This is a genomic window from Sphingomonas sp. TF3 (genome assembly GCF_003985085.1).
Classification (GTDB): Bacteria; Pseudomonadota; Alphaproteobacteria; order Sphingomonadales; family Sphingomonadaceae; genus Sphingomonas.
In genome coordinates this window covers 1-24,704 of record NZ_RWKS01000001.1, presented here as the reverse complement: position 1 = coordinate 24,704, position 24,704 = coordinate 1, and the positions used below count along the sequence as shown (strand labels likewise).

Sequence of the window (24,704 nt, the reverse complement as noted above, 5' to 3'; positions counted from 1 at the left end):
TGACGTTCAGGAGATCGGGCCTTCCCCCGATGCCCCTTCCCCCGATGCCCCTTCCCCCAATGCCCCTTTCCCCCAATGCGCGCCGCTGTTCCCAGCGCCCGCATTGGGACGACGCCATTTTCAGGAGACGTAATCGTGACGGCGCAAGCGCATACCCCTCGAGCCTACACCCCCTTGTATCAGTGGATCGACGGCCAGAAGCTGGCGGGCGAGGGGCGCGATACCAGCCCCGTGCTCAACCCCTTCGACGGCAGCGTGATCGGCGAGATGCCGCATGCGACGGTAGCCGATCTCGAAGCCGCGCTCGATTCCTCGGATCGCGCATTCAAGCTGTGGCGCGCAGTGCCCGCCTGGGAGCGTTCGGCGATCATCCTCAAGGCCGTCGCCCTGTTGCGTGAGCGCAGCCAGGCGCTCGCCGACGCGCTGACGCTCGAAGTCGGCAAGCCGCAGTTCGAAGCGCATATGGAAATCGGTCTGACGCTCGATTCGATGACCTGGTGCGCCGAGGAAGCGAAGCGGATCTATGGCCGCACCGTGGAATCGCGCAGCCCGCATGGCCGCGCCATCATTTCGCGCGAGCCGGTCGGCCCGGTCGCCGCCTTCTCGCCCTGGAACGTCCCCGCACTGCTGACCGGCCGCAAGATCGCCGCGGCGCTGGCGGCGGGCTGTTCGATGATCCTCAAGCCGTCGGAAGAGACGCCGGGTTCGTGCCTGCTGATCGCCGAGGCCTTTGCCGATGCCGGGCTGCCGGCCGGCGTGCTCAACGTCGTGATCGGCGATCCGGACCTGATCTCGCGCACGCTGATCGGATCGAAGATCATCCGCAAGGTGTCGTTCACCGGCCCGACGCCGGTCGGCAAGCATCTTGCCGTGCTGGCGGCGCAGCGCGTGATCCCGGTGACGATGGAGCTGGGCGGCCATGCACCGGTGATCGTGTGCGACGATGCCGACATCGCCGCGACGCTGGCGGGTTCGGTGCCGAACAAGTATTTCAATGCCGGGCAGAGCTGCATCGCGCCAACTCGCTTCTACCTGCAGGACGCAATCTACGACCAGTTCGTCGAGCAGTTCACCGCGGCTGCGAGCACGATCGTCGTCGGCAGCGGGTTCGATGCCGCGACGCAGATGGGTCCGCTCGCCAATGCGCGTCGGCTTGAAGCGATGGAGCGCCATGTCAACGACGCCGTCGCGCGCGGTGCCGCGCTGACCACGGGTGGTCATCGCATCGGCAACCGGGGCTTCCTGTGGCAGCCCACGGTGCTCGCCGACGTGCCCGAGGACGCGCTGATTATGAACGACGAGCCGTTCGGCCCGGTCGCGGTGATGGCCCGCTTCTCCGACATCGACGAGGCGATCGCGCGCGCCAACCGGCTCGAATTCGGGCTGGGCGGATATGCCTTCACGCGCTCGACCGCACGGGCCGCGAAGCTGGCGGACAGCATAGAGGCCGGGATGGTAGGCATTAACACCTTCGCGATGGGTATGCCGGAGGCACCGTTCGGCGGCGTCAAGCAGAGCGGCTATGGCAGCGAGAACGGCACCGAGGGCATCGACGCCTACCTGGTGACCAAGTTCGCCAATTACGGCTGAGCAAAAGACGCAGGACGAACCTGCGCGGGTAACGAGCGGGGCCGGCAGCATCGACGATGTTGTCGCCCTCTCGTGTTTGGCGGTATTGATGAAGCGCACGCATAACCGCATGCGGATTTCTCCCGCTACCGGGCGGCCGCAAGGCAACTTATCCTTGTTCGAAGAGAACGGGAAGCGCCGATCGCTGCAGGCAATGGCCGCGCGCGCGTCTGCAACCCGTTTGAGGATGTAGCGAGGAAGAACAGCATGACAAAAGTCACAGTCGTTATCGGTGCCGGATCGATCGGGCAGGCCATTGCGCGCCGGGTCAGTGCGGGCAAGCATGTGCTGCTCGCCGACCTGCGTCAGGAAGCCGCCGACGCCGCCGCTAAGGTATTGAGCGACGCCGGGTTCGCTGTCAGCACCGCCACCGTCGATGTTTCGTCGCGCGAATCGGTGCATGCACTGGTCGAGACGGCAACCGCGATCGGTGACGTGACCGGGGTCATCCACGCGGCCGGCGTCTCGCCGTCGCAGGCCCCGCCGGCGCTGATCCTGCACGTCGACCTGTATGGCACCGCGCTGGTGCTGGAGGAATTCGGCAACGTCATCGCCAAGGGCGGATCGTGCGTCGTCATCGCGTCGCAGTCCGGCCATCGCCTGCACGCGCTGACGCCGGAACAGGATGCCGCGCTGGCGACGACGCCGGTCGAGGAACTGCTGTCGCTGCCGATGCTCCAGCCGGACCAGGTGACCGATCCGCTCAACGCCTACCAGATTTCGAAGCGCGGCAATGCGCTGCGCGTGATGGCGGAGGCGGTGCGCTGGGCGAAGCGCGGTGCGCGGGTCAATACGATCAGCCCCGGCATCATCATGACGCCGCTGGCGAACGACGAACTCACCGGCCCGCGCGCCGAGGGCTATCGGCGGATGCTGGAACTCTCGCCCGCCGGCCGCGCCGGCACGCCCGACGAAGTGGGCACGGTCGGCGCGCTGCTGATGGGCGAGGACGGCGCGTTCATCACCGGCAGCGATTTCCTGATGGATGGCGGCGTGACGGCATCCTGGTTCTACGGCGAGCTCGCGCCGAAGTGATGCACGGGGCCGGGCAGGGGGGCGATCCGCTCCCCCGCCCGGCCCAGGTCACGCGATCTCCGGCAGCTTGTCGAGATATTTGTCGAGCGTGATCGGGTAGTCGCGCACGCGCACCCCGGTTGCATTGTACACCGCGTTGGCGACCGCTGCGGCGACGCCGCAGATCCCGAGTTCGCCCACGCCCTTTGCCTTCATCGGCGACGACATCGGGTCGACTTCGTCGAGGAACACCACCTCCTGGTGCGGGATGTCGGCATGGACCGGCACTTCATAGCCGGCCAGATCGTGGTTGACGAAGAAGCCGAAGCGCTTGTCGACGGCCAGTTCCTCCATCAGCGCCGCGCCGGCCCCCATCGTCATGCCGCCGATCACCTGGCTGCGGGCCGATTTGGGGTTGAGGATGCGACCCGCGGCGCAGACCGCGAGCATCCGCCGGATGCGCGTCGCGCCGGTGAACGAGTCCACCGCGACCTCGACGAAATGGGCGGCAAAGGTCGATTGCTGATATTTTTTGCCCAGATCGCCATATTCGATGAAGTCTTCGGCGGTGATTGCGCCGTCGCGTGCCGCATCGGCCAGCTTGGCATGGCGATTGCCGGCGCGCACCTCGCCATCGACGAACGCGACATCGGCGTCCGCGAACCCGAGCTTCTGCGCGACCTGTTCGCGCAGCTTGACGCACGCGGCATAGACCCCGGCGGTGGAGTTGTTGGCGCCCCACTGGCCGCCCGAACCCGCCGAGACCGGGAAATCGGAATCGCCGAGCTTCACCACGATCCGGTCGAGCGGCAGGCCCATCATTTCGGCGGCGGTCTGCGCGATGATGGTGTAGCTGCCGGTGCCGATGTCGGTCATGTCGGTTTCGACCGTCACCATCCCCTGGCTGTCGAGGCGGACGCGGGCGCCCGACTTGGTCAGCTGGTTGTTGCGGAACGCCGCGGCGACGCCCATGCCGATCAGCCAGCGCCCGTCGCGCACGGACCCCGGCTTCGCCTGGCGCGCCTTCCAGCCGAAGCGCTCCGCGCCTTCGCGCAGGCAGCGGACGAGCTGGCGCTTCGAAAAGGGGCGTTCGGGCTTTTCGGGATCGACCTGGGTGTCGTTGAGGATCCGGAACGCGACGGGGTCCATGCCGAGCTTCTCGGCCATTTCGTCCATCGCCATTTCAAGCGCCATCAGCCCCGGCGCCTCGCCCGGCGCGCGCATGGCGTTGCCTTCCGGCAGGTCCATCACCGCGAGCCGCATCGCGGTCATGCGATGGGCGCCGGCATAGAGCAGCCGCGTCTGCTGGACAGCGACCTCGGGCTTGCCATCGGCAAGGTTGCCCGACGTGCTTTCATGCGCGATCGCGCTAATCTTGCCCTGCGCATCGGTGGCGATCCGGATGCGCTGGATCGTGGCCGGGCGGTGGGTGGCGTTGTTGGCGATCTGCGGACGCGTCATCGCCAGCTTGACCGGACGCCCGGCCGCCTTCGCGCCCAGCGCCGCCAGCGGCACGTCCGCGCGGACGAACAGCTTCGCCCCGAACCCGCCGCCGATATAGGGCGAATCGACGCGGACATTCTCGGGCGCGAGCCCCAGCGCCTTGCCCAGATCGCGCTTCGCCCAGGCGATCATCTGGTTTGAGGTCCACACGGTCAGCTTGGGCCCGTCCCAGGCCGCGATCGTGGCGAACGGCTCCATCATCGCATGGCTGTGGCCGGGCGTCGTATAGGTCTGGTCGAGCGTCACCGGGGCGGCTGCGAACGCCCCCTCGAAATCGCCGACCCGGCGGATCTTGGCCGCGTCGCTGTCGCCCGGGCCTTCCAGAGGCGCCGTCGGCGCCAGCGCTTCGAGATCGAACTTGCCTGCCGCGCGTTCATAATCGACCCGGATCATCGCGGCGGCGGCGCGCGCCTGCTCGAATGTTTCGGCGACCACCAGCGCGATTGCCTGGTGATAATGCTGGATTTCCGCGCCGCCGAACAAATTGGCGGTGTTCTGCGGCCCCAGCGGAAGCGGTGCGTGATCGAGCGTCGACACGATCGCCAGCACGCCCGGCGCGGCGTGCGCGTCGGTGAGCGTCATCGATCGGATACGCCCCTTGGCGATCGCCGATCCGACGATGAAGCCATAGGCCTGGTTCGGCGCGACATCGTGGCGCTCATAGGCATAGGGCGCGGTGCCCGTGGTCTTGCGCGGTCCGTCGATCCGGTCGGTGGGCTTGCCGATGACCTTGAGCTGGTCGATCGGGTTGGTGCCGGCGGGGGTGGTGAACTTCATGCCTTGGCCTCCGCGATAACGCCGGCGAGCGTGCGCTCGACCAGCGCCAGCTTGAACGTGTTGTCCGCCGTGGGTTTCGCCCCGGCGAGCAGGCGCGACGCTACCGATCTGGCGCCCTGCGGCAACGCGGCTTCTGCCGCCTCGACGCGCCAGGGCTTCGGCGCGACGCCACCCACCGCGACACGGCCGGTGCCGTCGCGCTGGACGACGGCCGCGACCGACACCAGCGCAAAGGCATAGGACGCGCGGTCGCGCACTTTGTGATAGAGATGCGTCCCGCCCAGCGGCCTGGGCAGCGTCACCGCCGTGATCAATTCGCCTGGCACCAGCGCGTTTTCCAGATGCGGCGTCGTGCCGGGCAGCCGGTGGAAATCGGCGATCGGGATCGCCCGCGTCCGCCCATCGGCCGCCACGGTTTCGACCACCGCGTCGAGCACCCGGAGCGCGACCGCCATGTCGCCGGGATTGGTCGCGATGCAGGCCGCGCTCGTCCCGATGATACCGAGCTGACGGCTGAACCCGCCCAGCGCGGCGCAGCCCGAACCGGGCTTGCGCTTGTTGCACGCCTGGTTGGTGTCGTAAAAATAGGGGCACCGCGTCCGCTGGAGCAGGTTGCCGCCGGTCGTCGCCTTGTTGCGAAGCTGCCCGCTCGCCCCGGCGACGATCGCGCGGGACAGGACGCCATAGTCGCGCCGCACCACCGGATCGGCCGCGAGCGCGGTGTTGCGGACCAGCGCGCCGATGCGCAGCCCGCCCTGCGCCGTCCGTTCGATCTTGTCGAAGCCGAGGCCGTTGACATCGATCAGGTGGCTCGGCGCTTCGATCTCGAGCTTCATCAGGTCGAGCAGATTGGTGCCGCCGGCGATGAACCGGGCCCCGGGGCGGCGCGCGGCGGCCGCGGCTTCGGCCGGCGATGTCGCGCGGACATAGGTGAACGGCTTCATGCGTGGTTCTCCGCGACGTCCGCCATCGCTTCGAGGATGTTGGAATAGGCGCCGCAGCGGCAGATATTGCCGCTCATTCGCTCGCGCATCTCCGCGTTGCTGATCCGGGGGGCGGCGGTGAGGTCGCCGGTCACATGGCTGGGAATGCCGGCGCGGATTTCGGCAAGCACCGACACCGCCGAGCAGATCTGCCCCGGCGTGCAATAGCCGCACTGATAGCCGTCGTGGCGGACGAAGGCCGCCTGCATCGGGTGCAGCTTGTCCGGCGTGCCCAGGCCCTCGATCGTGGTGATTGATTCGCCCTGGTGCATCACTGCCAGCGTGAGGCAGCTGTTGATGCGCTGGCCGTCGACGATGACCGTGCAGGCGCCGCACTGGCCGTGATCGCACCCCTTTTTGGTGCCGGTCAGCCGCAGATGCTCGCGCAGCGCATCGAGCAGCGTCGTGCGCGTGTCGAGTTCCAGCGTGTGGGTCGTGCCGTTTACCGACAGCGCGACCTTCGCGCTGGGCGGTGCGGCGGCAGCGGGCCGCGGCTGCGCTTCGGCGGTCGGCACGGCGGCAGCCGCAGCGCCCGCCGCACCCGCGACGAGCAGGCCGCGCCTGGACAGTTCGAGGTCGGGCACGCGCTTGCTCATGGTCTTTTCCCTTTCAGCAGTCCCTGGAGGGCGGGGTATGCGCCAGCACTCATGCCAGGCTCGACAGCGCTGGCCGACGGGGTGTTTATGCAGGCATCAAACGCATAATCGTTCCGAAGGTTTACCCTTCGAAGACGGCATAAGCCTATATTTTCAGTTCATGAATTGAATATGGCCAGCTGAAGGCGCCTTATTCCGCACCCTTCGCTGGCGGGCCCTTGGCATAGTCTTCGTCGGCGACGTGCCGGTCCCAATGGACCGACGTGCCACCGCTGGCTTCGGCGATCGCGACATGCGTCATCGGCGTGGTCGCCGTCGCTCCGTGCCAGTGCAGAACCCCGGGCGCGATGACCACGACGTCGCCCGCGCGGATTTCCCGGATAGGGCCGCCCTTCACCTGCACCCAGCCTGTCCCGGACGTGACGACCAGCGTCTGTCCCAGCGGGTGGCTGTGCCAGGCGGTGCGGGCGCCGGGCTGGAAGCGGACGGTGGCGCCGCCCACCAGCGAAGGCGCCGTTCCGCGGAAGGGCCCGGAGACCTGGACCGGGCCGGTGAAATTCTCGGCAGGCCCCGCACGCGATGCCGTGGTGCTGGCGCGCACGATGTCGAGCCCTGCCGGCGCGGTGCCTTTCTCACGATCCGCGACCACGTCGCGGGCGATGGCTGCCGCCGTCGTGGCTCTCGGCCAGCCGACATAGAAGGCGAGATGCGTGGCGAGTTCCGCCAGCTCGGTTCGGGTCAGGCCGCAATCGAGCCCAAAGGCAAGATAGGGCCGAAGCTGTTCGGTATCGCCGGTGGCGATCAGCGCGGCGATCGTTACCAGGCTCCGGTCGCGCGGGCGAAGATCGCCGCGCTGCCAGAGGCTGCCGAAAATCGTCGCATCGGTGTACCCCGCCAGGGCCGGCGCGAAGGCAGCGACGCCCTTGCCGAGCATGTCGGTGGCGGTTCGCCGCGCCGCGCCGGCCGGCGGCTGGGTTGCCGAACCCGTTTGCAGGGCGGCGAGGTCGATGCCGCGTTTGGTGAACACGTCGCGCGCGACGCTGGTCGCGGACACCGCATTGGGCCAGCCGGTGTAGAACGCCAGATGCGTGATCAGCCCGGAAATTTCCGCGGGCGTCACGCCATTGTCGAGCGCCCGGCCAAGATGCCCCGGCATCTGGGCGGTCTTGCCGCCGGCGATCAGCGCCGCCACCGTGATCAGGCTGCGGTCGCGCTTGGCGAGTTCCGGGCGCTCCCAATTGTCTCCGAACAGGATCTGGTCGGTATAGCCGGCGAGCGCAGGCGCCACGACCCGCATGTCCTCCGGCGCCACTGAGGTCCGCCGTTCCTGCCCGGTCGCGACATTCTGTTGGGCCTCGGCCGGTAGCGGCGGGGCGAGGGATAGAAATCCGGCCAGCGTTGCGAACTTGCGCATATTCGGCGTTCCTTGTTGTGCGGCGCCTGCCAATGGTCAGGTGGTCGCCGGTGCGGGAAGAGATGCCATGTCGATCACGAAGCGATATCGTACGTCGGACCGCTCCATCCGCTCGAACGCCGCGTCGATTTCGTCCATGCGGATCATCTCGACGTCGGGCAGGATGTTATTTCGGCCGCAGAAATCGAGCATTTCCTGCGTTTCTGCTATTCCGCCGATCAGCGAACCGGCGATGCGGCGGCGTTCCAGCACCAGTGGGGCGGTATTGGGTTCCGGTACCGGGCCGAGCTGGCCGACGAGGCACAACGTTCCGTCGATATCCAGCAGCGGGATATAGGGGTTGAGGTCATGCGCGACCGGCACCGTGTCGATGATCAGGTCGAAGCCGTTTGCGGCCTTGGCCATCGCATCTTCATCGGTCGAAAGCAGGAATGCGTTGGCGCCGAGGGCATGTGCGTCCTGTGCCTTATCCGCATCGCGGCTCAGCACCGTGACATGGGCGCCCAGCGCTGCGGCCAGCTTGACCCCCATATGGCCTAGCCCACCCAGTCCGACGATGCCGACCCGGCTGCCGGGGCCGACATTCCACGTGCGCAGCGGTGAATAGGTCGTGATTCCGGCGCAGAGCAGCGGCGCTGCCTTGGCAAGGTCCAGCCCCTCTGGCATTCGCAGCGCGAATTCTTCGCGGACGACCAGATGCTTGGAGTAGCCGCCATAGTTGTTGGCGCCGGTGACGCGATCGGGGGCGTTATAGGTATCAGTGCGCCCGTTGCGGCAGAACTGCTCTTCTTCGTGCCGGCATTGGTCGCAATGGCCGCAGCTGTCGACCAGACAGCCCACCGCTACCGGATCGCCGACCTTGTAGCGCGTTACGTCCGGGCCCACGGCCGTGACACGCCCCACAATCTCATGGCCCGGCACGGCCGGATAGATCGTGCCGCCCCAGTCGTTGCGCACGGTGTGCAGATCCGAGTGGCAGACGCCGCAATAGAGGATTTCCATCGCCACGTCGTTCCCGCGCAATTCGCGACGCTCGAAAATGAAGGGGACTAGCTCCGACGTCGCACTATGTGCAGCGTATCCGATGGTTTTCATTCAACTACTTCCCTAAGTTTTGTGTCAGGCGGCATCCGCGTCGGCAAAGGCCTTGCGCAGGATCGGCACAGCGGTGTTGGCGACGGGCCAGCCCGCATAAAAGGCGAGGTGCGTGACCAGCTCGGACAGTTCCTCGCGCGTCACGCCGTTGGCCAGCGCCAGTGCGACATGGCCGGACAGTTCGTTGTGCCGGTACAGCGCGACCAGGCTCGCCACCGTGATCAGGCTGCGATCGCGCGGGGGAAGGCCCGGGCGTTTCCACACTTCACCGAACAGCACGCGATCGGAAAGATCGGCGAGGCCCGGCGCGACATCGCCGTATAGCTTCTGCGGAACGGATTTTTCCTCGGTCATGCCTTGCTCTCCACCGTCGCGCGATACTGGTCGTCGGAGACCTTCTCCAGCCAGTCGACCGCCTTGCCGTCCTGCATCTCGCAAATGGCGACATGCGTCATCGCGCAATCGGGCGAGGCACCGTGCCAGTGCTTTTCCCCCGGCTCGATCCAGACGGTGTCGCCGGGGCGCAGTTCCTGGACCGGGCCGTCCCAGCGGCCGATCCAGCCCAGGCCGGTGGTGACGAGCAGCGTCTGGCCGAGCGGATGGGTGTGCCATGCGGTGCGGGCACCGGGCTCGAACGTCACCGTCGCGCCGCTCAGATTACCGCTGCCGCAAAAGGGGCAGTCGATCCGTACCGTCCCGGTGAAATAGGCGTCCGGTCCCTTCGCCGAGGGGGCGGATCCCGCGCGTTTGATATCCATCGACGCTCTCCTTGTCTGATGGAAATTTAGCAAATTGCGCGCTGATCGATTAGACGCTGGAAAACGCATGAACTCATGCTTAGAGTTCATGAATGCACCGCGAGGACCTCGTCGATTTGAACTCGTTCATGGCGGTTGCCGAGGAGCGGAGCTTCACCCGCGCTGCAGCCCGACTGAACACGTCGCAATCGGCGCTCAGTCATACCATCCGGAGATTGGAGACACGCCTCGGCGTGCGACTGCTCACGCGCACAACCCGCAGCGTGGCGCCTACCGCCGCAGGCGAGCGCCTTCTCGGGACACTTCGTCCTGCGCTGGAGGACATCGCGTCAGAACTTTCGTCACTCAGCGAATTGCGGGAGAAGCCGGCTGGCCTGATCAGGATCACGACGTCCCGACATGCCGCGGTTGCCGTGCTATGGCCGGTGCTGGAACGCTTGCTGCCGGAATATCCCGACATCCAGGTGGAGGTGAACATCAGCAGCGGTCTGACCGATATCGTCGCGGAGCGCTTCGATGCAGGCATCCGCCTGGGCGAGCAGGTCGCCAAGGACATGATTGCGGTACGGATCAGCCCCGAACTTCGCATGGCCGTGGTCGGCGCGCCCGCCTATTTCGAGACGCACCCCAAGCCCGTCATGCCGCAGGACCTGTCGGCCCATCAATGCATCAACCTGCGAATGCTGTCGTCGGGGGGGCTGTATGCCTGGGAGCTCGAAAAGGACGGACGCGAGTTGAAGGTGCGGGTCGACGGGCAACTGACCTTCAATGACTCCCAAGTGATGCTCGAGGCCGCAAGGGCTGGCATGGGCCTGGCCTGCACGCTGGAAGACAATGTCCGCCCGATGCTGGCCGACGGTACGCTCGTTCGCGTACTGGAGGATTGGTGCCCGCCTTTCGCGGGCTACCACCTCTATTATCCCAGCCGCCGCCAGCCGTCCGCGGCCTTCACGCTGCTGGTCGATGCCCTACGCTACAAGGGGACTGAGGTTCAGCCGCGGTAGCACTGCGTTCATGGAAGTCGATCAGCCGGGCCGCTTCGTCGAACGCCACGAGCAGCGGCGTGTCGCCGTCGGTCGCGACCCAGCTCTGGAACGCGACCTTGACCATGGCGAAGATCACCGCCGGATAGAGTAGGGTGCGCAGGTCCGAACAGGATAGCCCGGCCAGGATTTCGGTAACGTCGGCGGAGAGGCTTGCGGTCATTTCCTGCTTGCGGGCGCTTATCCCGGGCGACGTTGCGATCACGCGCTCGATCGCCAGGTAGAAGTCTTCTCGCGCTTGGTAGTGCGCCAGCATCGCGCGGGCGCTGGCCAGCAGGGCGAGGTGAATCGTCTGGGTTGCGGCCTGTTCTACCAGCGCCGCCCGGAAGACAGCCTGGCCTTCCTCAACCCAGCTGACGATCACGTCTTCCTTGGTCGGGAAGTAGCGCAGCAGCGTGCGCGGTGAAACGTCCACCGCCGCCGCAATCTGGTTGATTGTGGTCTCCGCGAACCCCTGCCGCGCGATCAGGGCGAGCGCGGCCTCTAGCAATTGCAGCCGGGTGCGGTCCTTCTTCTTTTCTCTCAGGCTCAACGGCTTTCCTCGGGATATGGGGCACGACCCAGCGCCGATATTTAGTCACTAACTGTCAAATGTCATCCCGTGAGACGGGGGCGGCCTCACTGATGAATGGGAGACATAACGCCATGCGCGCCGTGCCATCTAATCTCCGGCGCGCGGCAAGCCTATCTCTAGCCCATGTTAGGACGGGCACCAGCCCGCCGCTTCTGGAGATCGAATGATGAAGACGCGCATTCTCGGCAATAGCGGGCTCGAAGTCTCGGCGATCGGCTTCGGCTGCATGGGGCTGAACTTCAGCTATGGCGAAGCGCTCAGCAAGGAAGCCGCCATAACGCTGATCCGCCATACGGTGGAGCGCGGCGAGACCTTCTTCGATACCGCCGAAGTCTATGGCCCTTATACCAACGAGGAAATCGTCGGCGAGGCGCTGGTGCCGTTCCGCGATCAGGTCGTGATCGCGACCAAGTTCGGCTTCAACATCGTCGATGGCAAGATGGCGGGCACCAACAGCACGCCCGATCAGATCCGCAAGGTTGCCGACGCATCGCTCAAGCGGCTGGGGATCGAGCAGATCGACCTGTTCTACCAGCACCGTGTCGACCCCAACGTGCCGATCGAGGACGTTGCAGGCGCCGTCAAGGACCTGATCGCCGCAGGCAAGGTCAAGCATTTCGGCATGTCCGAGCCGAGCGCCGAGACGCTGCGCCGCGCGCATGCGGTGCAGCCGGTGGCGACGCTGCAGAACGAATATTCGCTGTGGACGCGCGGGCCGGAAACCAACGGCATCCTCGCGGCATGCGACGAACTCGGCGTCGGCCTGGTCGCCTACAGCCCGCTCGGCAAGGGCTTCCTGACTGGTGCGATGAGCAAGGACACCAAGCTTGGCGAGGGCGATTTTCGCAAGATCCTGCCGCGCTTCACGCCCGAGGCGATGGAGAAGAACCAGGCGCTGATCGACCTGCTGCAGCAGATCGCGGCGGACAAGCAGGCGACCCCCGCGCAGGTCGCGCTCGCCTGGCTGCTGGCCCAGCGCCCCTATATCGTGCCCATCCCCGGCACGACCAAGCTCAGCCGTTTCGAAGAGAATATCGCCGCGGCCGAACTCGATCTGACGGCGGACGATCTCACCCGGATCGGCACCGCGCTGCAGGCGATCGATATCGAAGGCGAGCGCTATCCCGCGCAATTGCTGGCTACCGTCGGCCGCTGAGGCGCCCGGCCGCGACCCGCGCGTTGTTCCCCCTCCCCGAACGCGCGGGTCGCACTTCCATCCTTAACACCCAAAAAGAAAGCGATCGATCATGACACAGAATATCGAAGGCAAGGTCGTCGTCATCACCGGCGCGAGCAGCGGCCTGGGCGAAGCGACCGCGCGCCATCTGGCGGCGCAGGGCGCCAAACTGGTGCTCGGCGCGCGGCGGCTTGACCGGCTGCAGGCGTTGGCGCGCGAACTGGGCCTTGGCGACGGCGCGGTGGTGCAGACGGACGTGACCGATGCCGCGCAGGTCAAGGCGCTGGTCGATGCGGCGGTCGCGCAGCATGGCCGCGTCGACGTGTTGCTCAACAATGCCGGCCTGATGCCGCATTCGCCGCTGGAACGCGGGCTGATCGACGACTGGAACCGGATGATCGACGTGAACCTGCGCGGGGTGCTGTATGGCATCGCCGCGGCGCTGCCGCACATGAAGGCGCAGAAGAGCGGGCACATCATCAACGTTTCGTCCGTCGCCGCGTACAAGGTGCGTCCGGGCAGCGCCGTCTATGCCGCCACCAAGGCGGCGGTGCGGATGCTTTCCGAAGGCCTGCGCCAGGAAGTGAAGCCGTACAACATCCGCACGACGATCGTGTCGCCGGGCGCGGTACAGTCCGAGCTGCCGCAGAGCGTCACCCAGGCGGATGTCGCCACCGGCATTCAGCAATTCTACGAAAGCACCGCGATCCCCGCGGACAGCTTCGCCCGAGTCGTAGCGTTCGCGATCAGCCAGCCCGAAGAGGTCGACATCAACGAAATCCTCTTCCGTCCGACCGCGCAGGAACTTTGATCGCTATGCCACCGCGTTTCGACAGGCCGGTACCGGCAGGCGCGGTGGCGCGATCCGCCGAGCCACCTGCAGCCGATCATGGCTGGCGGGTGCTCGGCATCCTCAGTGCGCTGATGGGGTTCGCATCGATCTCCACCGACCTGTATCTGCCGGCAATGCCTGCCATGGGCGCATCGCTGGGGGCCGATACCGGCGCGGTCGAATTCACCGTTTCGGGTTATCTGATCGGCTTCAGCCTGGGCCAGCTCGTCTGGGGGCCGGTGGGTGATCGCTATGGGCGGCGGCTGCCGGTCGCGCTCGGCCTGGTGCTGTTCGTGATCGGATCGGCCGGCTGTGCGCTGGCCGGTTCGGTGACGGCGATGATCGGCTGGCGGATGGTGCAGGCGCTGGGTGCCTGCGCCAGCGTGGTGCTGGCCCGCGCGATGGTGCGCGACCTTTACCAGGGCGACCGCGCGGCGCAGATGATGTCGACGCTGATGACGGTCATGGGAATTGCGCCGCTGATCGGCCCGCTGGTCGGCGGACAGGTCATGGCGATGGCGGGGTGGCGCGCGATCTTCTGGACGCTGGTCCTGGTCGGCATCGCGACGCTGGGCGCGCTGTTCACGCTGCCCGAGACGCTGCCCGCGGATCGCCGCAACCGCGAGCCGATGGTCCAGGCCTTCGCCCGCTACGGTACGCTGCTGCGGGACCCGCGGGTGCTCGGCTATGCCGGGGTCGGCGGGTTTTTCTATGCCGGGATGTTCGCCTATATCGCGGGCACCCCGTTCGCCTACATCACCTATTATCAGGTCCCCGCGCGGCTCTATGGCCTGCTGTTCGCCGTTGGCGTGGTCGGCATTATGGGCGCGAACCTGCTCAACGCGGGCGCTGTGCGACGGCATGGCTCGGATCGCCTGTTGCGCTTGGGTACGGTCCTCGCGGCGATCGCGGCGCTGGCCGTGGCGATCGACGCACGGACCGGGTTCGGCGGACTACTCGGGCTGGTCGTGCCCCTGTTCGTCTTTGCCGGGTCGACCGGCTTCATCGTCGCCAATTCGATCGCGGGCGCGCTCGCGCTGGCGCCGGAGCGTGCCGGTGCGGTCTCGGCGCTGGTCGGGGCGATCCAATATGGCAGCGGCATCGCCGGTTCGGCGCTGGTCGGCGGGTTCGCCGATGGCACGCCCTGGCCGATGGGCGCGGTGATCCTGGCCTGCGGCATCGGCAGCCTCGCCTGCTTGCGGCTGATCCCGGCCAACCGTGCGCGGGCGAACGCCTGATACTTTGCGACATACAAGAGGATCGTACCATGAAGGATGACAAGCTGACCGTTCTCGTCGTCGGCGCCACCGGCAGCATCGGGCGGCTGGTCGTTGCGGAAGCGCTCCGCCGCGGGCACGCGGTTCGCGCGCTGGTGCGCAGCGCCGACAAGGGCCGCCGCCTCCCGGCCGGTGCAACCGCGATCGTCGGCGACGTGACCCGGCCGGAGACGCTGGCCGATGCGGTGGCGTCGGTCGACGCGGTCGTGCTGACCCTCGGGTCGGACGGTGCCGGCAAGGCAGGGGCGGAGAGCGTCGATTATGGCGGCGTGCGCGCTATTCTGCAGGCGCTGGGCGATCAGCCCGCGCGCATCGCCCTGATGACCGCGATCGGCGTGACCGACCGGATCGGCGAGTATAACCGCCGCACCGAGGCGCATGACTGGAAGCGCCGCGGCGAACGGCTCGTCCGCGCGAGCGGCCGCGCCTATACGATCGTGCGGCCCGGCTGGTTCGATTACAATGATGCCGACCAGCATCGCCTGACCCTGCTGCAGGGCGATACCCGCCATGCCGGCGATGCCAGTGACGGCGTGATCGCGCGTCAGCAGATCGCCGAGGTGCTGGTGGCAAGCCTCACCAGCGATGCGGCGATCGGCAAGACGTTCGAGCTGGTGGCCGAGCATGGCCCGGCGCAGGAGTCGCTCGATCCGCTGTTCGCGGCGCTGGACGCGGACCGGCCGGGGGCGTTGGACGCGGTGCGCGATATCGACAACATGCCGTTCTCGGAAGAGCCGCAGCGCGTCCGCGACGACTTCGCCGCGATCCGCTGAGCCGAGTCAGCCCGCCGCGAGAAGCGGCGGCCGGTCGGCGGGCGCCGGATGCCCGCCGACCCCGAAACGCTTGCGATATTCCGCCGCCGACAGGCCCAGGCTGCGCTGGAAAATGCGCCGGAACGCTGCAGAGTCCTCATAGCCTACCATCCAGGCGATCTGGTCGATCGAGTGGTTGCTGTGCTCCAGCAGGTCGCGTGCCTTCGCGACGCGCAGGTTCTGGGCATATTCGGTGGGCTTGAAGCCCGTCGCCGCCTTGAACCGGCGCAGGAAGGTGCGTTCCTCCAGCCCCGCCACTTCAGCCATTTGCGGGATCGACACGCTGCGGCCGTCGCGCGCTGCCAGCCATTCCTGAACTCGGTACACCGAGGCGTCGCCGTGCGCGGTGTTCGGCACGAACGCACCATAATGGCGTTGTTCTCGGCCTGCGGGATCGAGCAACAGGAAGCGCGCGGTTTCCGATGTGATTTCGGGCCCGTACAGACGCGCGACCAACCGCAGGCCCAGATCGGTCCAAGCCATGAACCCGCCTGCCGTCACGACACTCCCTTCGTCGACGATGATCTCACCTGCAGTCAGTGTTGCGTGCGGAAACGCCTGTTCGAAGGCCGTCGCGAAATGCCAGTGGGTCGTCGCGCGACGACCGTCGAGCAACCCTGCATGACCGAGAAGAAAGGCGCCGTTGCAACTCGAGGCGATCACCACGCCTTGTGCATGCAATTTGCGCAGCGGGTCGCGATAGGGGCTTGCCGCATCGGCCCCCACCGGCGCGCCAAGCACGCCCGGCACGATCAACATATCGGGCTGGAGAGGGCCTTCGATCGCGAAAGGTGCGGCATGGGCATCGCCGACGCGCGCCAGCGCGCCGAAGGAGTCGAGCGCCCAGTGGGTAATCCTGAGTGGCACCGTACCCCGGGCGCCAGCGAAGCTGCCGGCAATCCAAAGTAGGTCAGCGAGGCCGTGAACTACCGCTGCCTGCGCCCCAGGATAGAGCAGCAATGCTACCTCGCTCACCGCAGCTGCGGGATGGTGATCCGTCATAGACCTATGTCACTTTTGAACCTGATAATGTCATATATGCCAATATTCGGGGAGTTGGAAGTGCAGTAGATCGGATGGGTACAGCCAAGCGGGGTTCAAAGATTCCCCAGAAGGAGCAGGCCATGACCGTTCACAAAGCCGCACAGAGCCCAACTGCCTATGTGGGTGTCGGCGGCACGCGGATCGCGTATCGCAGCATCGGATCGGGAACGCCCCTGATCCTCGCTAACCGGATGCGTGCGACCCTTGACCTGTGGGATCCGCTGTTTCTCGACACGCTCGCCGAGTCGCACCGAGTCATCACGTTCGATTATCCCGGAACCGGCTATTCGGAGGGCGAACTGCCGTCTTCGATGCGCGCCGCGGCCGATCTGATCGTCGGGCTTGCCGATGCGCTGGGCATCGGCACGTTCGCGCTGGGCGGTTGGTCGTGGGGCGGGGCGGCGACCCAGACGGCGCTCGTCGAACATCCCGATCGCATCACCCATGCGTTCTTGACGGGCACCAGCCCGCCGGAGAAGCCGGCATATCCGATCCGTCAGGTTTTCCTCGAACGCGCGTTCAAGCCGCTGAGCGATCTGGACGACGAGATCGTGCTGTTCTTCGATCCGGACAAGCCGCGCAGCCGCGCCGCGGCCGCTGCATCGCACGCCCGCATTTTCAGCAATCGCACGATTTCCGACGCGGAAATCGACGTCATGATCGAGGCGACGCATCGCCAGACGGAAACCTTCGTCAACGTGTTCGTCGAATATCAGGCCGATGCCGAAGGCCGCCTGGAAGCGCTGACGAAGAGCGAAATTCCATTGCTGATCATCGCCGGCGACAATGATTCGAGCAACGATACCCGCAACTGGCTCCCGCTGGTCGGCCGCTTCCCGCGCGGACAGTTTCTGGTCCTGCCCGAGGCGGGACACGGACCGCACCACCAATATCCGGTGCAGTCCGCCCGGTACATCACCGCCTTCCTGGCGGAATAGGGCAGGGCGCGCGCCGGTCTGCGGAGGATACGGACTTGCCCGTTGTCCGATAATGATCGCCCTTCGCCCGGCGGACACGCCGCCAGGCGGCGCTTTCCGACAAAAGCTACCGTTCCCGCCCTTCTGAAAGCCACAAGGATAGACCTATGCAATTGACCGGAAACACGATTTTCATCACCGGTGGCGGCTCCGGCATCGGCCGCGGTCTCGCCGAGGCGTTCCACAAGCTGGGCAACACCGTGATCATCTCGGGCCGGCGCGCTGCCGCGCTGGAGGCCGTGACGGCAGCCAATCCGGGCATGGCCTCGATCGTCGTCGATATCGCCGATCCGGCCAGCATCGCCGCTGCCGCCGCGCAGCTGATCCGCGATTTCCCCGCGCTCAACGTGCTGATCAACAATGCCGGGATCATGCCGTTCGACAATGTCGCCGGTCCCGTGAACGACGCAGAAGCCGAGTCGGTGGTGACCACGAACCTTCTCGGTCCCATCCGCGTGACCTCCGCGCTGATTGAGCATCTGAAGGCGCAGCCGCGCGCGACGATCGTCTACAACAGCTCCGCGCTCGCGTTCACGCCGCTCGCCCCCAGCGCCGTCTATTCGGCGACCAAGGCGGCGATCCACTCCTACGCCCTGTCGCAGCGCTTCATGCTGCGTGACACCTCGGTCGGCGTCCAGGAAATCGCGCCGCCTTGGGTCGATACCGATCTGGTCGAAGCCAGCGGCGGCATGCCGCTTGCCGATTTCATCGCAGGCACGATGGAGCAGCTCGCCACCGATGCCGAGGAGATCGTCGTCGGCGACGCGAAGGTGCTGCGCGACAATCCGGGCCCCAACGAGCACGGCCTCGTCAATGGCTTCAATGCGCAGATGGTAGCGGCCTTCTCGGGCGCTGCCTGATTGCGCGGCGCCGGCCCTTCTTCCCCTGGAAGGGCCGGCGCCTCACCCCCGATGCCGCAACGCAGCGATCAGGATCGCGAAGGCGGGCGGCAGCTGGCGCCGATCGGGATAATAGAGGTGGTAGCCCGAAAAGGGCGGACACCAGTCTTCGAGGATCCGCACCAGCCGCCCGCTTTTCATATAGGCCTCCGCCTGGTCCTCCATCACGCAGGCCAGGCCCACGCCATCGACGGCGGCGTCCAGGATCATCGCGACATCGTTGAGGATCAGCGGCCCGTCCACCCGCACGTTCAGGTCTCGTCCGTCCCGTCCGAACTCCCAGGCGTATAATCCGCCCTGGGTCGGCAGGCGGATGTTGATGCAGCGATGCTGGGTCAGCGCCTGCGGCGTCTTGGGGATGCCCTGCGCCGCGAAATAGGCGGGCGCGGCGACTACCGCCATGCGCAGGTCCCCGCCGATCCGCACGGCGATCATGTCCTTGGCGATCTGTTCGCCCAGCCGCACGCCCGCGTCGAAACGGTCGCCGATGATGTCGGTCAGGTGGCTGTCGACCGAAATCTCCACCTTTACGTCGGGATAGTCGAGCAGCAGCCGGCGCACGGCGGGCCACAGGATCGTTTCGGCGGCATGGCGGCTGGAGGTGATACGCACGGTGCCCGAGGGGCGTTCGCGCAGCGCGCTCAGCGCTGAGAGGCGCGCGTCGATATCGTCGAACGCCGGACGCAGTGTCTGGACCAGCTGCTCGCCGGCCTCGGTCGGGGCGACATTGCGCGTGTTGCGGGTCAGCAACTTGACGCCCATCCGGGTCTCCAGCCTGCGCACGATCTGGCTGATCGCCGATTGCGAGGTGCCGAGCGTGGCCGCCGCACGCGTGAAGCTGCGCGCCTCGGCAACCGCCAGGAACACCGCCAGATCGCCCAGTTCCTCCCGCTGCATTCATAAATCCCAGATATAACCGAATGCAAAACTTAGCGGCTAATTGCTCAAACCGCCAAATGCTAAATGCTGTCACAGGATGAACAGGCGGTCGCGACGACCGCAGCTGCAAGGAGATGCGCGATGGCGAACGATGTGGTGGTGATTATCGGTGCGGGCGGGATCGGCCTGGCGATCGCGCGCCGGCAGGGCTTCGGCAAGACCGTCCTGCTCGCCGATTTCAACGAAGCGACGCTGGGCGCCGCGGCCGATGCGATGCGGGCGGCCAGCTATGTCGTCGAGACGCAGGTCGTAGATGTCGCCTCGCGTGCTTCGGTACGGGCGCTGGCCGACAAGGCGGCGTCGCTCGGGCCCGTGCTGCAGGTGGTCAACACCGCCGGCCTGTCGCCCAACATGGCGCCGCCCGAAAAGGTGCTGGAAGTCGATCTCTACGGCTCGGCGGTGGTGTTCGAGGAATTCGAGCGCGTGATCGCGCCGGGCGGGGCGGGGCTGATCATCTCCAGCATGGCCGGCCACATGATGCGCCAGCTGCCCGAGGAACAGGAACACGCCCTGGCCTATCTGCCGGCCGACGAACTGCTCGCCTTGCCGTTCCTGAAGGAAATTCCCAACTCGCTGGTCGGCTATATGGTCGCCAAGCGCGCCAATTTCCTGCGCGTGCAGGCCTCCGCCATCACCTGGGGCGCGAAGGGTGCGCGCGTCAACGCGATCAGCCCCGGCATCATCGTCACGCCGCTGGCGCAGCACGAACTCAACTCGCCGATCGGCGACGGCTACCGCGCGATGATCGCCGCCTCGCCGTCCCAGCGGATGGCCCCGCCCGAGGAGATCGCGATCGCGGCATCCTATCTGCTCGGCCCCGATGCCGGCTTCGTCACCGGCAGCGATCTGCTGATCGACGGCGGCGTGATCGCGGCGATGCGCGCGGGCAAGCTTCCCGTCCCCGCCTGAGCGGAACGCTTGCCGGGCCGCCGCGATCGTTCGGATCGGCCCAGGCGATTTTGACAGCACAGGAGCATTCCCATGCAATTCCGTACATTGGGCGGCCTGAGCGTCTCCGCCCTGGGTTTCGGCACGATGAGCTTCGCCGGCACCTATGGTGCCGCCGCCGATACCGCCGAATCGATCCGCGTCATCCGCGGCGCACACGAACAGGGCGTGACGCTGTTCGATACCGCCGAAGCCTATGGCCCGTTCACCAACGAAGTGCTGGTCGGCGAGGCCCTGGCCCCGATCCGCGACCAGGTGATCGTGGCCAGCAAGTTCGGCTTCAACATCGATCCCGAAAGCGGTGAGCGCAAGCCCGGGGTGAACAGCCGCCCCGACCATATCCGCCGCGCGGTGGACGGGATGCTCAAGCGCCTGAACATGGAAAAGATCGACCTGCTGTACCAGCACCGCGTCGATCCCGACGTGCCGATCGAGGACGTCGCCGGCGTGGTGAAGGACCTGATCGCGGCGGGCAAGGTTGGCCATTTCGGCCTGTCCGAAGCCGGGGCCGCCACCATCCGCCGTGCCCATGCGGTGCAGCCGGTGACGGCGATCCAGAGCGAATATTCGCTGTGGACGCGCGATCCCGAACCGGAGGTGCTGCCGCTGTGCGAGGAACTGGGCATCGGCTTCGTGCCGTGGAGCCCGCTCGGCGCCGGCTTCCTGACCGGCAAGATCGACGCGACCACGAGCTTCGCCAAGGGCGACTTCCGCGCCGCTTCGCCGCGCTTCACCCCAGAAGCGATCACGGCCAACCAGGCGATCGTCGATCTGGTCCAGCGCATCGCCGCCACCAAGGGTGCCACCCCGGCACAGGTCGCGCTGGCATGGCTGCTGGCGCGCAAGCCGTTCATCGTGCCGATCTTCGGCACCCGCCATCTGGCGCGCGTGACCGAAAATCTGGGCGCGGCGGACGTGGCGCTGACGGCCGAGGAGATGCACGACATCGAAACCACCGCGGCGTCGATCACGATCGTGGGCGACCGGCTTCCCGCCGCCGTGCTCGCCATGTCCTATCGCTGAGCAACAAGAAGAACGGACATGCCACAGCATCCTGACCGACGTGCGGTTCTGGCCGATTGCGGCGCAGCATCGGTGCAGGCGGCGATCGGCGATGTCGTCGTCCGTCCCGCCATCGCCACCGATGCGCCGGCGCTCGGCCGGCTAGGCGCGATGCTGGTCGCGCTGCACCACGGGTTCGATCCCGCGCGCTTCATCGCGGCCCAGGACAGCACGGCGCGGGGCTATGGCGCGTATCTCGATTCCCAGCGCAAGTGGCCCGACGTACTGGTGCTGGTGGCGGTGCGCGGGGCGGTGGTCCTGGGCTATGCCTATGGCGCGATAGAGGGCACCGACTTCATGGCGCTGCGCGGCCCGGCAGGCGTGCTGTACGATCTCATGGTCGATCCCGCTCATCGGCGGCAAGGGGTGGGGCGGATGCTGCTCGACGCGGTTCGCGCCTATTTCGTCGCACGCGGCGCCCCGCAGATGCTGCTGATGACCGCCACCGCCAACACGCCGGCGCAGCGCCTGTTCGCGGCGGCCGGGCTGCGCCCGACGATGATCGAGATGACCGCCGATCTTCGCGGCGATCCGCCCCGCCGATAACGCCCGCGTCCGCCGGTGCGCTCAGCCGTCGGCGGCGGGGCGGGCGTTGAGTTCCTGCCAGTCCAGTTCGGCTTCGACCGTGCGATAGGCTTCATCGCCGATGGTATCCCGGGAACGCAGTTCGTCGATCGCGCGGCGCGATTCGGGCAGCGTGCGCAGCCGCAGCACATTGTCCGGCGAAAGGTGCGGATCGTCGCCGCGCGCGGCGAGCACCAGTTCTCCGTGATAGGCCGCGCGCACCCGCTCGGCGGCCGGGCTGGCATCGCCCTCCAGCACCGCCAGCCCCGCGCGCATCGCGGCCTGGCGCGCCATGGCGATCTCGTCGGCGATCGCCGTATCGGGCGGGAAGCGCAGCGCCCGCAGCAGCGGCTTGAGCGTAAGGCCGTGGAGCACCAGCGTGCCCAGCACGACGATGAAGGCCACCAGCAGGATAAAATCGCGGTACGGAAAACCCTGCGGGATCGCGAGCGCGGCGGCGACCGTCACGATGCCGCGCATCCCCGACCAGCCGACCAGCAGCCCGCTCTTGAGCGTGCCGCGCCAGGTGTTGAGGATCGGGTCTCCGGTAGGCGGCCCCAGCCGGCGCGCCACGCCATAGCACAGCACCCAGACCAGCCGCACCGCGATCACCACCGCCAGGATGGCGACGCCGTACAGCGGATAGGTCGCGCGTTCCGCGGCATCGAGCCCTTCGAGAACGGGGCGCAGTTGCAGCCCGATCATCGTGAACGCCAGTACGTTCAGCACCAGCGTCACGGTTTCCCAGGTGGCGAACGACATGATGCGGACCGCGGTGCGCGATGCGCCCGAATTGCGCCGTGCCGCGGTCAGCCCTAAGACGACGATCGTCACCACGCCGGACAGGTCCAGCCGCTCGGCCACTGCCCGAACCTGTTCGGCGATGGCGCGGATCATGGCGTCGTCCGGTCCCGCCATAGTCGCCTTGGCCTTGCCGGCAGGGTCACGTCCATTTCTACCACGATCGGTGCGTTTGGCAGTCTCATGCATCGATCCGCATGAACTTATCCTCTAGGCTCGTATAGCGGGCTGATGGCGTCCCGCGGTGCAACGCCGGTTACCCGGCCACGGATGTGCCGAGCGATGCCATGTCGATGAAGAACCGGTAGTGCACGTCTGAGCGCTCCATGCGATCATAGGCTTCGTTGATCTCGTCCATGCGGATCATCTCCACTTCGGGCAGGACGTCCTTGCTCGCGCAGAAGGCGAGCATCTCCTGCGTCTCGGCGATCCCGCCGATCAGCGAGCCGGCGATGCGGCGATTGCCGCGTACCAGCGGTGCCGTATTCAGTTCCGGCACCGGGCCGACCTGGCCGACCAGCACCATCGTGCCGTCGATGTCGAACAGCGGGTGTAGAGGTTCAGATCATGTGCGATGGGAATGGTGTCGATGATGAAGTCGAACCCGTTCGCTGCCTGCTCCATCGCCGTTTCGTCGGACGAGATCAGGACGCGGTGAGCGCCCAGAGCGATGGCGTTGGCCTTCTTGCCGGTCGTGCGGCTCAGCACAGTGACGTCCGCGCCCAGTGCCGCCGCGAACTTGACCGCCATATGACCCAGGCCGCCCAGGCCCACTACGCCGACGCGGCTGCCTGGTCCGACTTGAGCCGCCCGCAGCGGCGAATAGGTGGTGATGCCCGCACAAAGCAGCGGCCCGGCCTTGGACGCTGGATACGGCATTAACTTATCTCTACGGTTCATGAATGCATCGCGATGATTTGCTCGGCCTGAATGCCTTCATGGCTGTCGCCGAAGAGAAGAGCTTTACCCGCGCGGCGGCCAGGCTCGGGACATCCCAGTCGGCGTTCAGCCACACTGTGCGGCGGTTGGAGACGCGTCTGGTTGTACGGTTGCTGACCCGCACCACAAGGAGCGTCGCGCCGACGGTTGCTGGCGAGCGGTTGCTCGCGACGCTCGTCCCGGCGCTCGACAATATCGGCGCCGAGCTTGCGTCGCTGAGCGACTTGCGAGACACGCCAGCAGGCGTGATCCGGATCACGACGTCCGAACATGCCGCCACGACGCTTCTGTGGCCGGCCCTCGAGCGCTTTTTGCCAGCCTATCCGGATATCCACGTCGAGCTCAGTATCGATTCAGGGCTTGCCGATATTGTCTCCGACCGATTTGATGCAGGCGTCAGGCTGGGTGAAGCCATTGCCAAGGACATGATCGCAACCCGCATCGGTCCCGATCTGCGGATGGCGGTGGTAGGATCACCAGACTACCTTGCCCGTAACCCGGCACCCCAGACCCCTCAAGATCTTCCCGCTCACAGGTGCATCAATCTGCGCATGCTCAGCTCAGGCGGACTGTACAGCTGGGAACTCGAACGGGACGGGCGTGAGCTCAAGGTGCGGGTCGACGGTCAGTTCACGTGCAACAACACGAGGATGATAGTCCAGGCTGCAACGGCAGGTCTTGGACTCGGGTTCGTCATGGAGGATCTGGTCGCAGAGCATCTGGCGGATGGACGGCTCATTAGGGTTCTGGAAGATTGGTGTGTCCCTTTTGCCGGGCATCACCTCTATTATCCTAGCCGTCGACAACCATCGACCGCATTCAGCTTGCTTGTCGAAGCCCTGCGTTATCGCGGCTAACCTGTTTCAGAAAAGATGCCATGGAATTCGTGTGGGTTCTTTGCCGCGATCGCGATAGCCTTTAGGTGCTGCCGGCCCCATGGATATCACGTTAGGTTACATGAGCCTGCTTCTCGAAGTTTTTGTATCTGAAATAACCCAAGATCGAGTGTTTGCGTGTGAGATTATAGAAGAGTTTATTTGATCGAAC

26 protein-coding genes are annotated in these 24,704 nt (G+C 66.4%); 13 read left to right on the top strand and 13 right to left on the bottom strand.

Going from position 1 to position 24,704, the window contains the following annotated elements; translation table 11 throughout:
- Window positions 1–135: 135 nt before the first annotated feature.
- Together EJC47_RS00125 and EJC47_RS00120 are read left to right on the top strand one after the other, a co-directional pair.
- Window positions 136–1,590 (top strand): NAD-dependent succinate-semialdehyde dehydrogenase, encoded by a 1,455-nt coding sequence (locus EJC47_RS00125; protein ID WP_260591417.1) that lies wholly within the window; start codon window positions 136–138, stop codon window positions 1,588–1,590.
- Window positions 1,591–1,836: 246 nt separating this feature from the next.
- Window positions 1,837–2,664, top strand: a complete 828-nt coding sequence (locus tag EJC47_RS00120; protein ID WP_126844973.1) for an SDR family oxidoreductase — start codon at window positions 1,837–1,839, stop codon at window positions 2,662–2,664.
- A 48-nt stretch (window positions 2,665–2,712) separates the two neighbouring features.
- Here the strand turns inward: EJC47_RS00120 and paoC are convergent, their stop codons facing one another.
- The 7 genes from paoC to EJC47_RS00085 all read right to left on the bottom strand — a co-directional run bounded on the left by paoC (window position 2,713) and on the right by EJC47_RS00085 (window position 9,769).
- Window positions 2,713–4,923 carry an aldehyde oxidoreductase molybdenum-binding subunit PaoC gene (gene paoC, locus EJC47_RS00115; RefSeq protein WP_126844972.1) on the bottom strand — a complete coding sequence of 737 codons (2,211 nt, stop codon included), beginning with the start codon at window positions 4,921–4,923 and terminating at the stop codon, window positions 2,713–2,715.
- The gene (locus tag EJC47_RS00110) at window positions 4,920–5,867 is read right to left on the bottom strand and encodes an FAD binding domain-containing protein (RefSeq protein WP_126844971.1); all 948 of its coding nucleotides are present in this window, start codon (window positions 5,865–5,867) and stop codon (window positions 4,920–4,922) included. The genes paoC and EJC47_RS00110 overlap by 4 nt, the downstream gene beginning before the upstream one ends.
- Window positions 5,864–6,502 (bottom strand): aldehyde dehydrogenase iron-sulfur subunit PaoA, encoded by a 639-nt coding sequence (gene paoA, locus EJC47_RS00105; protein ID WP_126844970.1) that lies wholly within the window; start codon window positions 6,500–6,502, stop codon window positions 5,864–5,866. The genes EJC47_RS00110 and paoA overlap by 4 nt, the downstream gene beginning before the upstream one ends.
- Window positions 6,503–6,692: 190 nt before the next feature.
- The gene (locus EJC47_RS00100; RefSeq protein ID WP_126844969.1) at window positions 6,693–7,916 is read right to left on the bottom strand and encodes a (R)-mandelonitrile lyase; all 1,224 of its coding nucleotides are present in this window, start codon (window positions 7,914–7,916) and stop codon (window positions 6,693–6,695) included.
- A gap of 36 nt (window positions 7,917–7,952) precedes the next feature.
- Window positions 7,953–9,011, bottom strand: coding sequence for an NAD(P)-dependent alcohol dehydrogenase (locus EJC47_RS00095; RefSeq protein ID WP_126844968.1), 1,059 nt, complete (start codon window positions 9,009–9,011; stop codon window positions 7,953–7,955).
- A gap of 24 nt (window positions 9,012–9,035) precedes the next feature.
- On the bottom strand, window positions 9,036–9,365 hold the full coding sequence (locus tag EJC47_RS00090; RefSeq protein WP_126844967.1) for a carboxymuconolactone decarboxylase family protein: 330 nt from the start codon (window positions 9,363–9,365) through the stop codon (window positions 9,036–9,038).
- Complete coding sequence (locus EJC47_RS00085) at window positions 9,362–9,769, bottom strand: (R)-mandelonitrile lyase (RefSeq protein ID WP_126844966.1); 408 nt, start codon at window positions 9,767–9,769, stop codon at window positions 9,362–9,364. The genes EJC47_RS00090 and EJC47_RS00085 overlap by 4 nt, the downstream gene beginning before the upstream one ends.
- A gap of 92 nt (window positions 9,770–9,861) precedes the next feature.
- Between EJC47_RS00085 and EJC47_RS00080 the strand changes: the two genes are divergently transcribed.
- Entirely contained in the window at window positions 9,862–10,773 is a 912-nt protein-coding gene (locus EJC47_RS00080) for a LysR family transcriptional regulator (RefSeq protein ID WP_126844965.1), read from the top strand.
- On the opposite strand, the gene EJC47_RS00075 is transcribed toward EJC47_RS00080, so the two are convergent.
- Window positions 10,718–11,344, bottom strand: coding sequence for a TetR/AcrR family transcriptional regulator (locus EJC47_RS00075; RefSeq protein ID WP_126844964.1), 627 nt, complete (start codon window positions 11,342–11,344; stop codon window positions 10,718–10,720). The two genes, EJC47_RS00080 and EJC47_RS00075, sit on opposite strands and share 56 nt — an antisense overlap.
- 208 nt (window positions 11,345–11,552) lie before the next feature.
- Between EJC47_RS00075 and EJC47_RS00070 the strand changes: the two genes are divergently transcribed.
- From EJC47_RS00070 to EJC47_RS00055, 4 genes are all read left to right on the top strand, one after another.
- A complete protein-coding gene (locus tag EJC47_RS00070) occupies window positions 11,553–12,542 on the top strand; it encodes an aldo/keto reductase (RefSeq protein WP_126844963.1) in 990 nt (329 codons plus the stop codon).
- 91 nt (window positions 12,543–12,633) lie between these two features.
- The gene (locus tag EJC47_RS00065) at window positions 12,634–13,374 is read left to right on the top strand and encodes an SDR family oxidoreductase (RefSeq protein ID WP_126844962.1); all 741 of its coding nucleotides are present in this window, start codon (window positions 12,634–12,636) and stop codon (window positions 13,372–13,374) included.
- A gap of 5 nt (window positions 13,375–13,379) precedes the next feature.
- On the top strand, window positions 13,380–14,633 hold the full coding sequence (locus EJC47_RS00060; RefSeq protein ID WP_126844961.1) for a multidrug effflux MFS transporter: 1,254 nt from the start codon (window positions 13,380–13,382) through the stop codon (window positions 14,631–14,633).
- A gap of 29 nt (window positions 14,634–14,662) precedes the next feature.
- Window positions 14,663–15,445 (top strand): SDR family oxidoreductase, encoded by a 783-nt coding sequence (locus EJC47_RS00055; protein ID WP_126844960.1) that lies wholly within the window; start codon window positions 14,663–14,665, stop codon window positions 15,443–15,445.
- Between the two features lie 6 nt (window positions 15,446–15,451).
- On the opposite strand, the gene EJC47_RS00050 is transcribed toward EJC47_RS00055, so the two are convergent.
- Entirely contained in the window at window positions 15,452–16,486 is a 1,035-nt protein-coding gene (locus EJC47_RS00050) for a GlxA family transcriptional regulator (RefSeq protein ID WP_126844959.1), read from the bottom strand.
- Window positions 16,487–16,608: 122 nt separating this feature from the next.
- Between EJC47_RS00050 and EJC47_RS00045 the strand changes: the two genes are divergently transcribed.
- Together EJC47_RS00045 and EJC47_RS00040 are read left to right on the top strand one after the other, a co-directional pair.
- On the top strand, window positions 16,609–17,466 hold the full coding sequence (locus tag EJC47_RS00045) for an alpha/beta fold hydrolase (protein WP_126844958.1): 858 nt from the start codon (window positions 16,609–16,611) through the stop codon (window positions 17,464–17,466).
- Window positions 17,467–17,612: 146 nt separating this feature from the next.
- Entirely contained in the window at window positions 17,613–18,365 is a 753-nt protein-coding gene (locus EJC47_RS00040; protein WP_126844957.1) for an SDR family oxidoreductase, read from the top strand.
- A gap of 42 nt (window positions 18,366–18,407) precedes the next feature.
- On the opposite strand, the gene EJC47_RS00035 is transcribed toward EJC47_RS00040, so the two are convergent.
- Window positions 18,408–19,301, bottom strand: coding sequence for a LysR family transcriptional regulator (locus EJC47_RS00035; RefSeq protein WP_126844956.1), 894 nt, complete (start codon window positions 19,299–19,301; stop codon window positions 18,408–18,410).
- A gap of 123 nt (window positions 19,302–19,424) precedes the next feature.
- Between EJC47_RS00035 and EJC47_RS00030 the strand changes: the two genes are divergently transcribed.
- The 3 genes from EJC47_RS00030 (at window position 19,425) to EJC47_RS00020 (ending at window position 21,899) form a co-directional block, all read left to right on the top strand.
- Window positions 19,425–20,252, top strand: coding sequence for an SDR family oxidoreductase (locus EJC47_RS00030; protein WP_126844955.1), 828 nt, complete (start codon window positions 19,425–19,427; stop codon window positions 20,250–20,252).
- Between the two features lie 72 nt (window positions 20,253–20,324).
- Window positions 20,325–21,314, top strand: a complete 990-nt coding sequence (locus EJC47_RS00025) for an aldo/keto reductase (protein ID WP_126844954.1) — start codon at window positions 20,325–20,327, stop codon at window positions 21,312–21,314.
- 18 nt (window positions 21,315–21,332) lie between these two features.
- Window positions 21,333–21,899: a GNAT family N-acetyltransferase gene (locus EJC47_RS00020; protein WP_126844953.1), complete on the top strand. Its 567-nt coding sequence runs from the start codon at window positions 21,333–21,335 to the stop codon at window positions 21,897–21,899.
- 21 nt (window positions 21,900–21,920) lie between these two features.
- On the opposite strand, the gene EJC47_RS00015 is transcribed toward EJC47_RS00020, so the two are convergent.
- From EJC47_RS00015 to EJC47_RS21175, 3 genes are all read right to left on the bottom strand, one after another.
- On the bottom strand, window positions 21,921–22,814 hold the full coding sequence (locus EJC47_RS00015) for a cation:proton antiporter domain-containing protein (protein WP_260591416.1): 894 nt from the start codon (window positions 22,812–22,814) through the stop codon (window positions 21,921–21,923).
- A gap of 160 nt (window positions 22,815–22,974) precedes the next feature.
- The gene (locus EJC47_RS21180; protein ID WP_221885142.1) at window positions 22,975–23,244 is read right to left on the bottom strand and encodes a hypothetical protein; all 270 of its coding nucleotides are present in this window, start codon (window positions 23,242–23,244) and stop codon (window positions 22,975–22,977) included.
- Window positions 23,205–23,597: a zinc-binding dehydrogenase gene (locus EJC47_RS21175; protein ID WP_221885141.1), complete on the bottom strand. Its 393-nt coding sequence runs from the start codon at window positions 23,595–23,597 to the stop codon at window positions 23,205–23,207. The genes EJC47_RS21180 and EJC47_RS21175 overlap by 40 nt, the downstream gene beginning before the upstream one ends.
- A 23-nt stretch (window positions 23,598–23,620) precedes the next feature.
- Here EJC47_RS21175 and EJC47_RS00005 point away from each other — a divergent pair, with 23 nt between their 5' ends.
- Window positions 23,621–24,514 (top strand): LysR family transcriptional regulator, encoded by an 894-nt coding sequence (locus tag EJC47_RS00005; protein WP_126844951.1) that lies wholly within the window; start codon window positions 23,621–23,623, stop codon window positions 24,512–24,514.
- The last annotated feature ends 190 nt before the right edge of the window (window positions 24,515–24,704 follow it).

Excerpts from the sequence above, each read along its gene's own strand:
- EJC47_RS00035 (WP_126844956.1), bottom strand. The coding sequence starts at position 19,301 with ATGCAGCGGGAGGAACTGGGCGATCTGGCGGTGTTCCTGGCGGTTGCC.
- EJC47_RS00005 (WP_126844951.1), top strand. The coding sequence starts at position 23,621 with ATGCATCGCGATGATTTGCTCGGCCTGAATGCCTTCATGGCTGTCGCC.
- EJC47_RS00050 (WP_126844959.1), bottom strand. The coding sequence starts at position 16,486 with ATGACGGATCACCATCCCGCAGCTGCGGTGAGCGAGGTAGCATTGCTG.
- EJC47_RS00070 (WP_126844963.1), top strand. The coding sequence starts at position 11,553 with ATGAAGACGCGCATTCTCGGCAATAGCGGGCTCGAAGTCTCGGCGATC.
- EJC47_RS00085 (WP_126844966.1), bottom strand. The coding sequence starts at position 9,769 with ATGGATATCAAACGCGCGGGATCCGCCCCCTCGGCGAAGGGACCGGAC.
- EJC47_RS21175 (WP_221885141.1), bottom strand. The coding sequence starts at position 23,597 with ATGCCGTATCCAGCGTCCAAGGCCGGGCCGCTGCTTTGTGCGGGCATC.
- EJC47_RS00120 (WP_126844973.1), top strand. The coding sequence starts at position 1,837 with ATGACAAAAGTCACAGTCGTTATCGGTGCCGGATCGATCGGGCAGGCC.
- EJC47_RS00095 (WP_126844968.1), bottom strand. The coding sequence starts at position 9,011 with ATGAAAACCATCGGATACGCTGCACATAGTGCGACGTCGGAGCTAGTC.
- EJC47_RS00110 (WP_126844971.1), bottom strand. The coding sequence starts at position 5,867 with ATGAAGCCGTTCACCTATGTCCGCGCGACATCGCCGGCCGAAGCCGCG.
- EJC47_RS00065 (WP_126844962.1), top strand. The coding sequence starts at position 12,634 with ATGACACAGAATATCGAAGGCAAGGTCGTCGTCATCACCGGCGCGAGC.
- EJC47_RS00040 (WP_126844957.1), top strand. The coding sequence starts at position 17,613 with ATGCAATTGACCGGAAACACGATTTTCATCACCGGTGGCGGCTCCGGC.
- EJC47_RS00055 (WP_126844960.1), top strand. The coding sequence starts at position 14,663 with ATGAAGGATGACAAGCTGACCGTTCTCGTCGTCGGCGCCACCGGCAGC.
- EJC47_RS00090 (WP_126844967.1), bottom strand. The coding sequence starts at position 9,365 with ATGACCGAGGAAAAATCCGTTCCGCAGAAGCTATACGGCGATGTCGCG.
- EJC47_RS00045 (WP_126844958.1), top strand. The coding sequence starts at position 16,609 with ATGACCGTTCACAAAGCCGCACAGAGCCCAACTGCCTATGTGGGTGTC.
- EJC47_RS00020 (WP_126844953.1), top strand. The coding sequence starts at position 21,333 with ATGCCACAGCATCCTGACCGACGTGCGGTTCTGGCCGATTGCGGCGCA.
- paoC (WP_126844972.1), bottom strand. The coding sequence starts at position 4,923 with ATGAAGTTCACCACCCCCGCCGGCACCAACCCGATCGACCAGCTCAAG.
- paoA (WP_126844970.1), bottom strand. The coding sequence starts at position 6,502 with ATGAGCAAGCGCGTGCCCGACCTCGAACTGTCCAGGCGCGGCCTGCTC.
- EJC47_RS00100 (WP_126844969.1), bottom strand. The coding sequence starts at position 7,916 with ATGCGCAAGTTCGCAACGCTGGCCGGATTTCTATCCCTCGCCCCGCCG.
- EJC47_RS00080 (WP_126844965.1), top strand. The coding sequence starts at position 9,862 with ATGCACCGCGAGGACCTCGTCGATTTGAACTCGTTCATGGCGGTTGCC.
- EJC47_RS00060 (WP_126844961.1), top strand. The coding sequence starts at position 13,380 with ATGCCACCGCGTTTCGACAGGCCGGTACCGGCAGGCGCGGTGGCGCGA.
- EJC47_RS21180 (WP_221885142.1), bottom strand. The coding sequence starts at position 23,244 with ATGGTGCTGGTCGGCCAGGTCGGCCCGGTGCCGGAACTGAATACGGCA.
- EJC47_RS00015 (WP_260591416.1), bottom strand. The coding sequence starts at position 22,814 with ATGATCCGCGCCATCGCCGAACAGGTTCGGGCAGTGGCCGAGCGGCTG.
- EJC47_RS00025 (WP_126844954.1), top strand. The coding sequence starts at position 20,325 with ATGCAATTCCGTACATTGGGCGGCCTGAGCGTCTCCGCCCTGGGTTTC.
- EJC47_RS00030 (WP_126844955.1), top strand. The coding sequence starts at position 19,425 with ATGGCGAACGATGTGGTGGTGATTATCGGTGCGGGCGGGATCGGCCTG.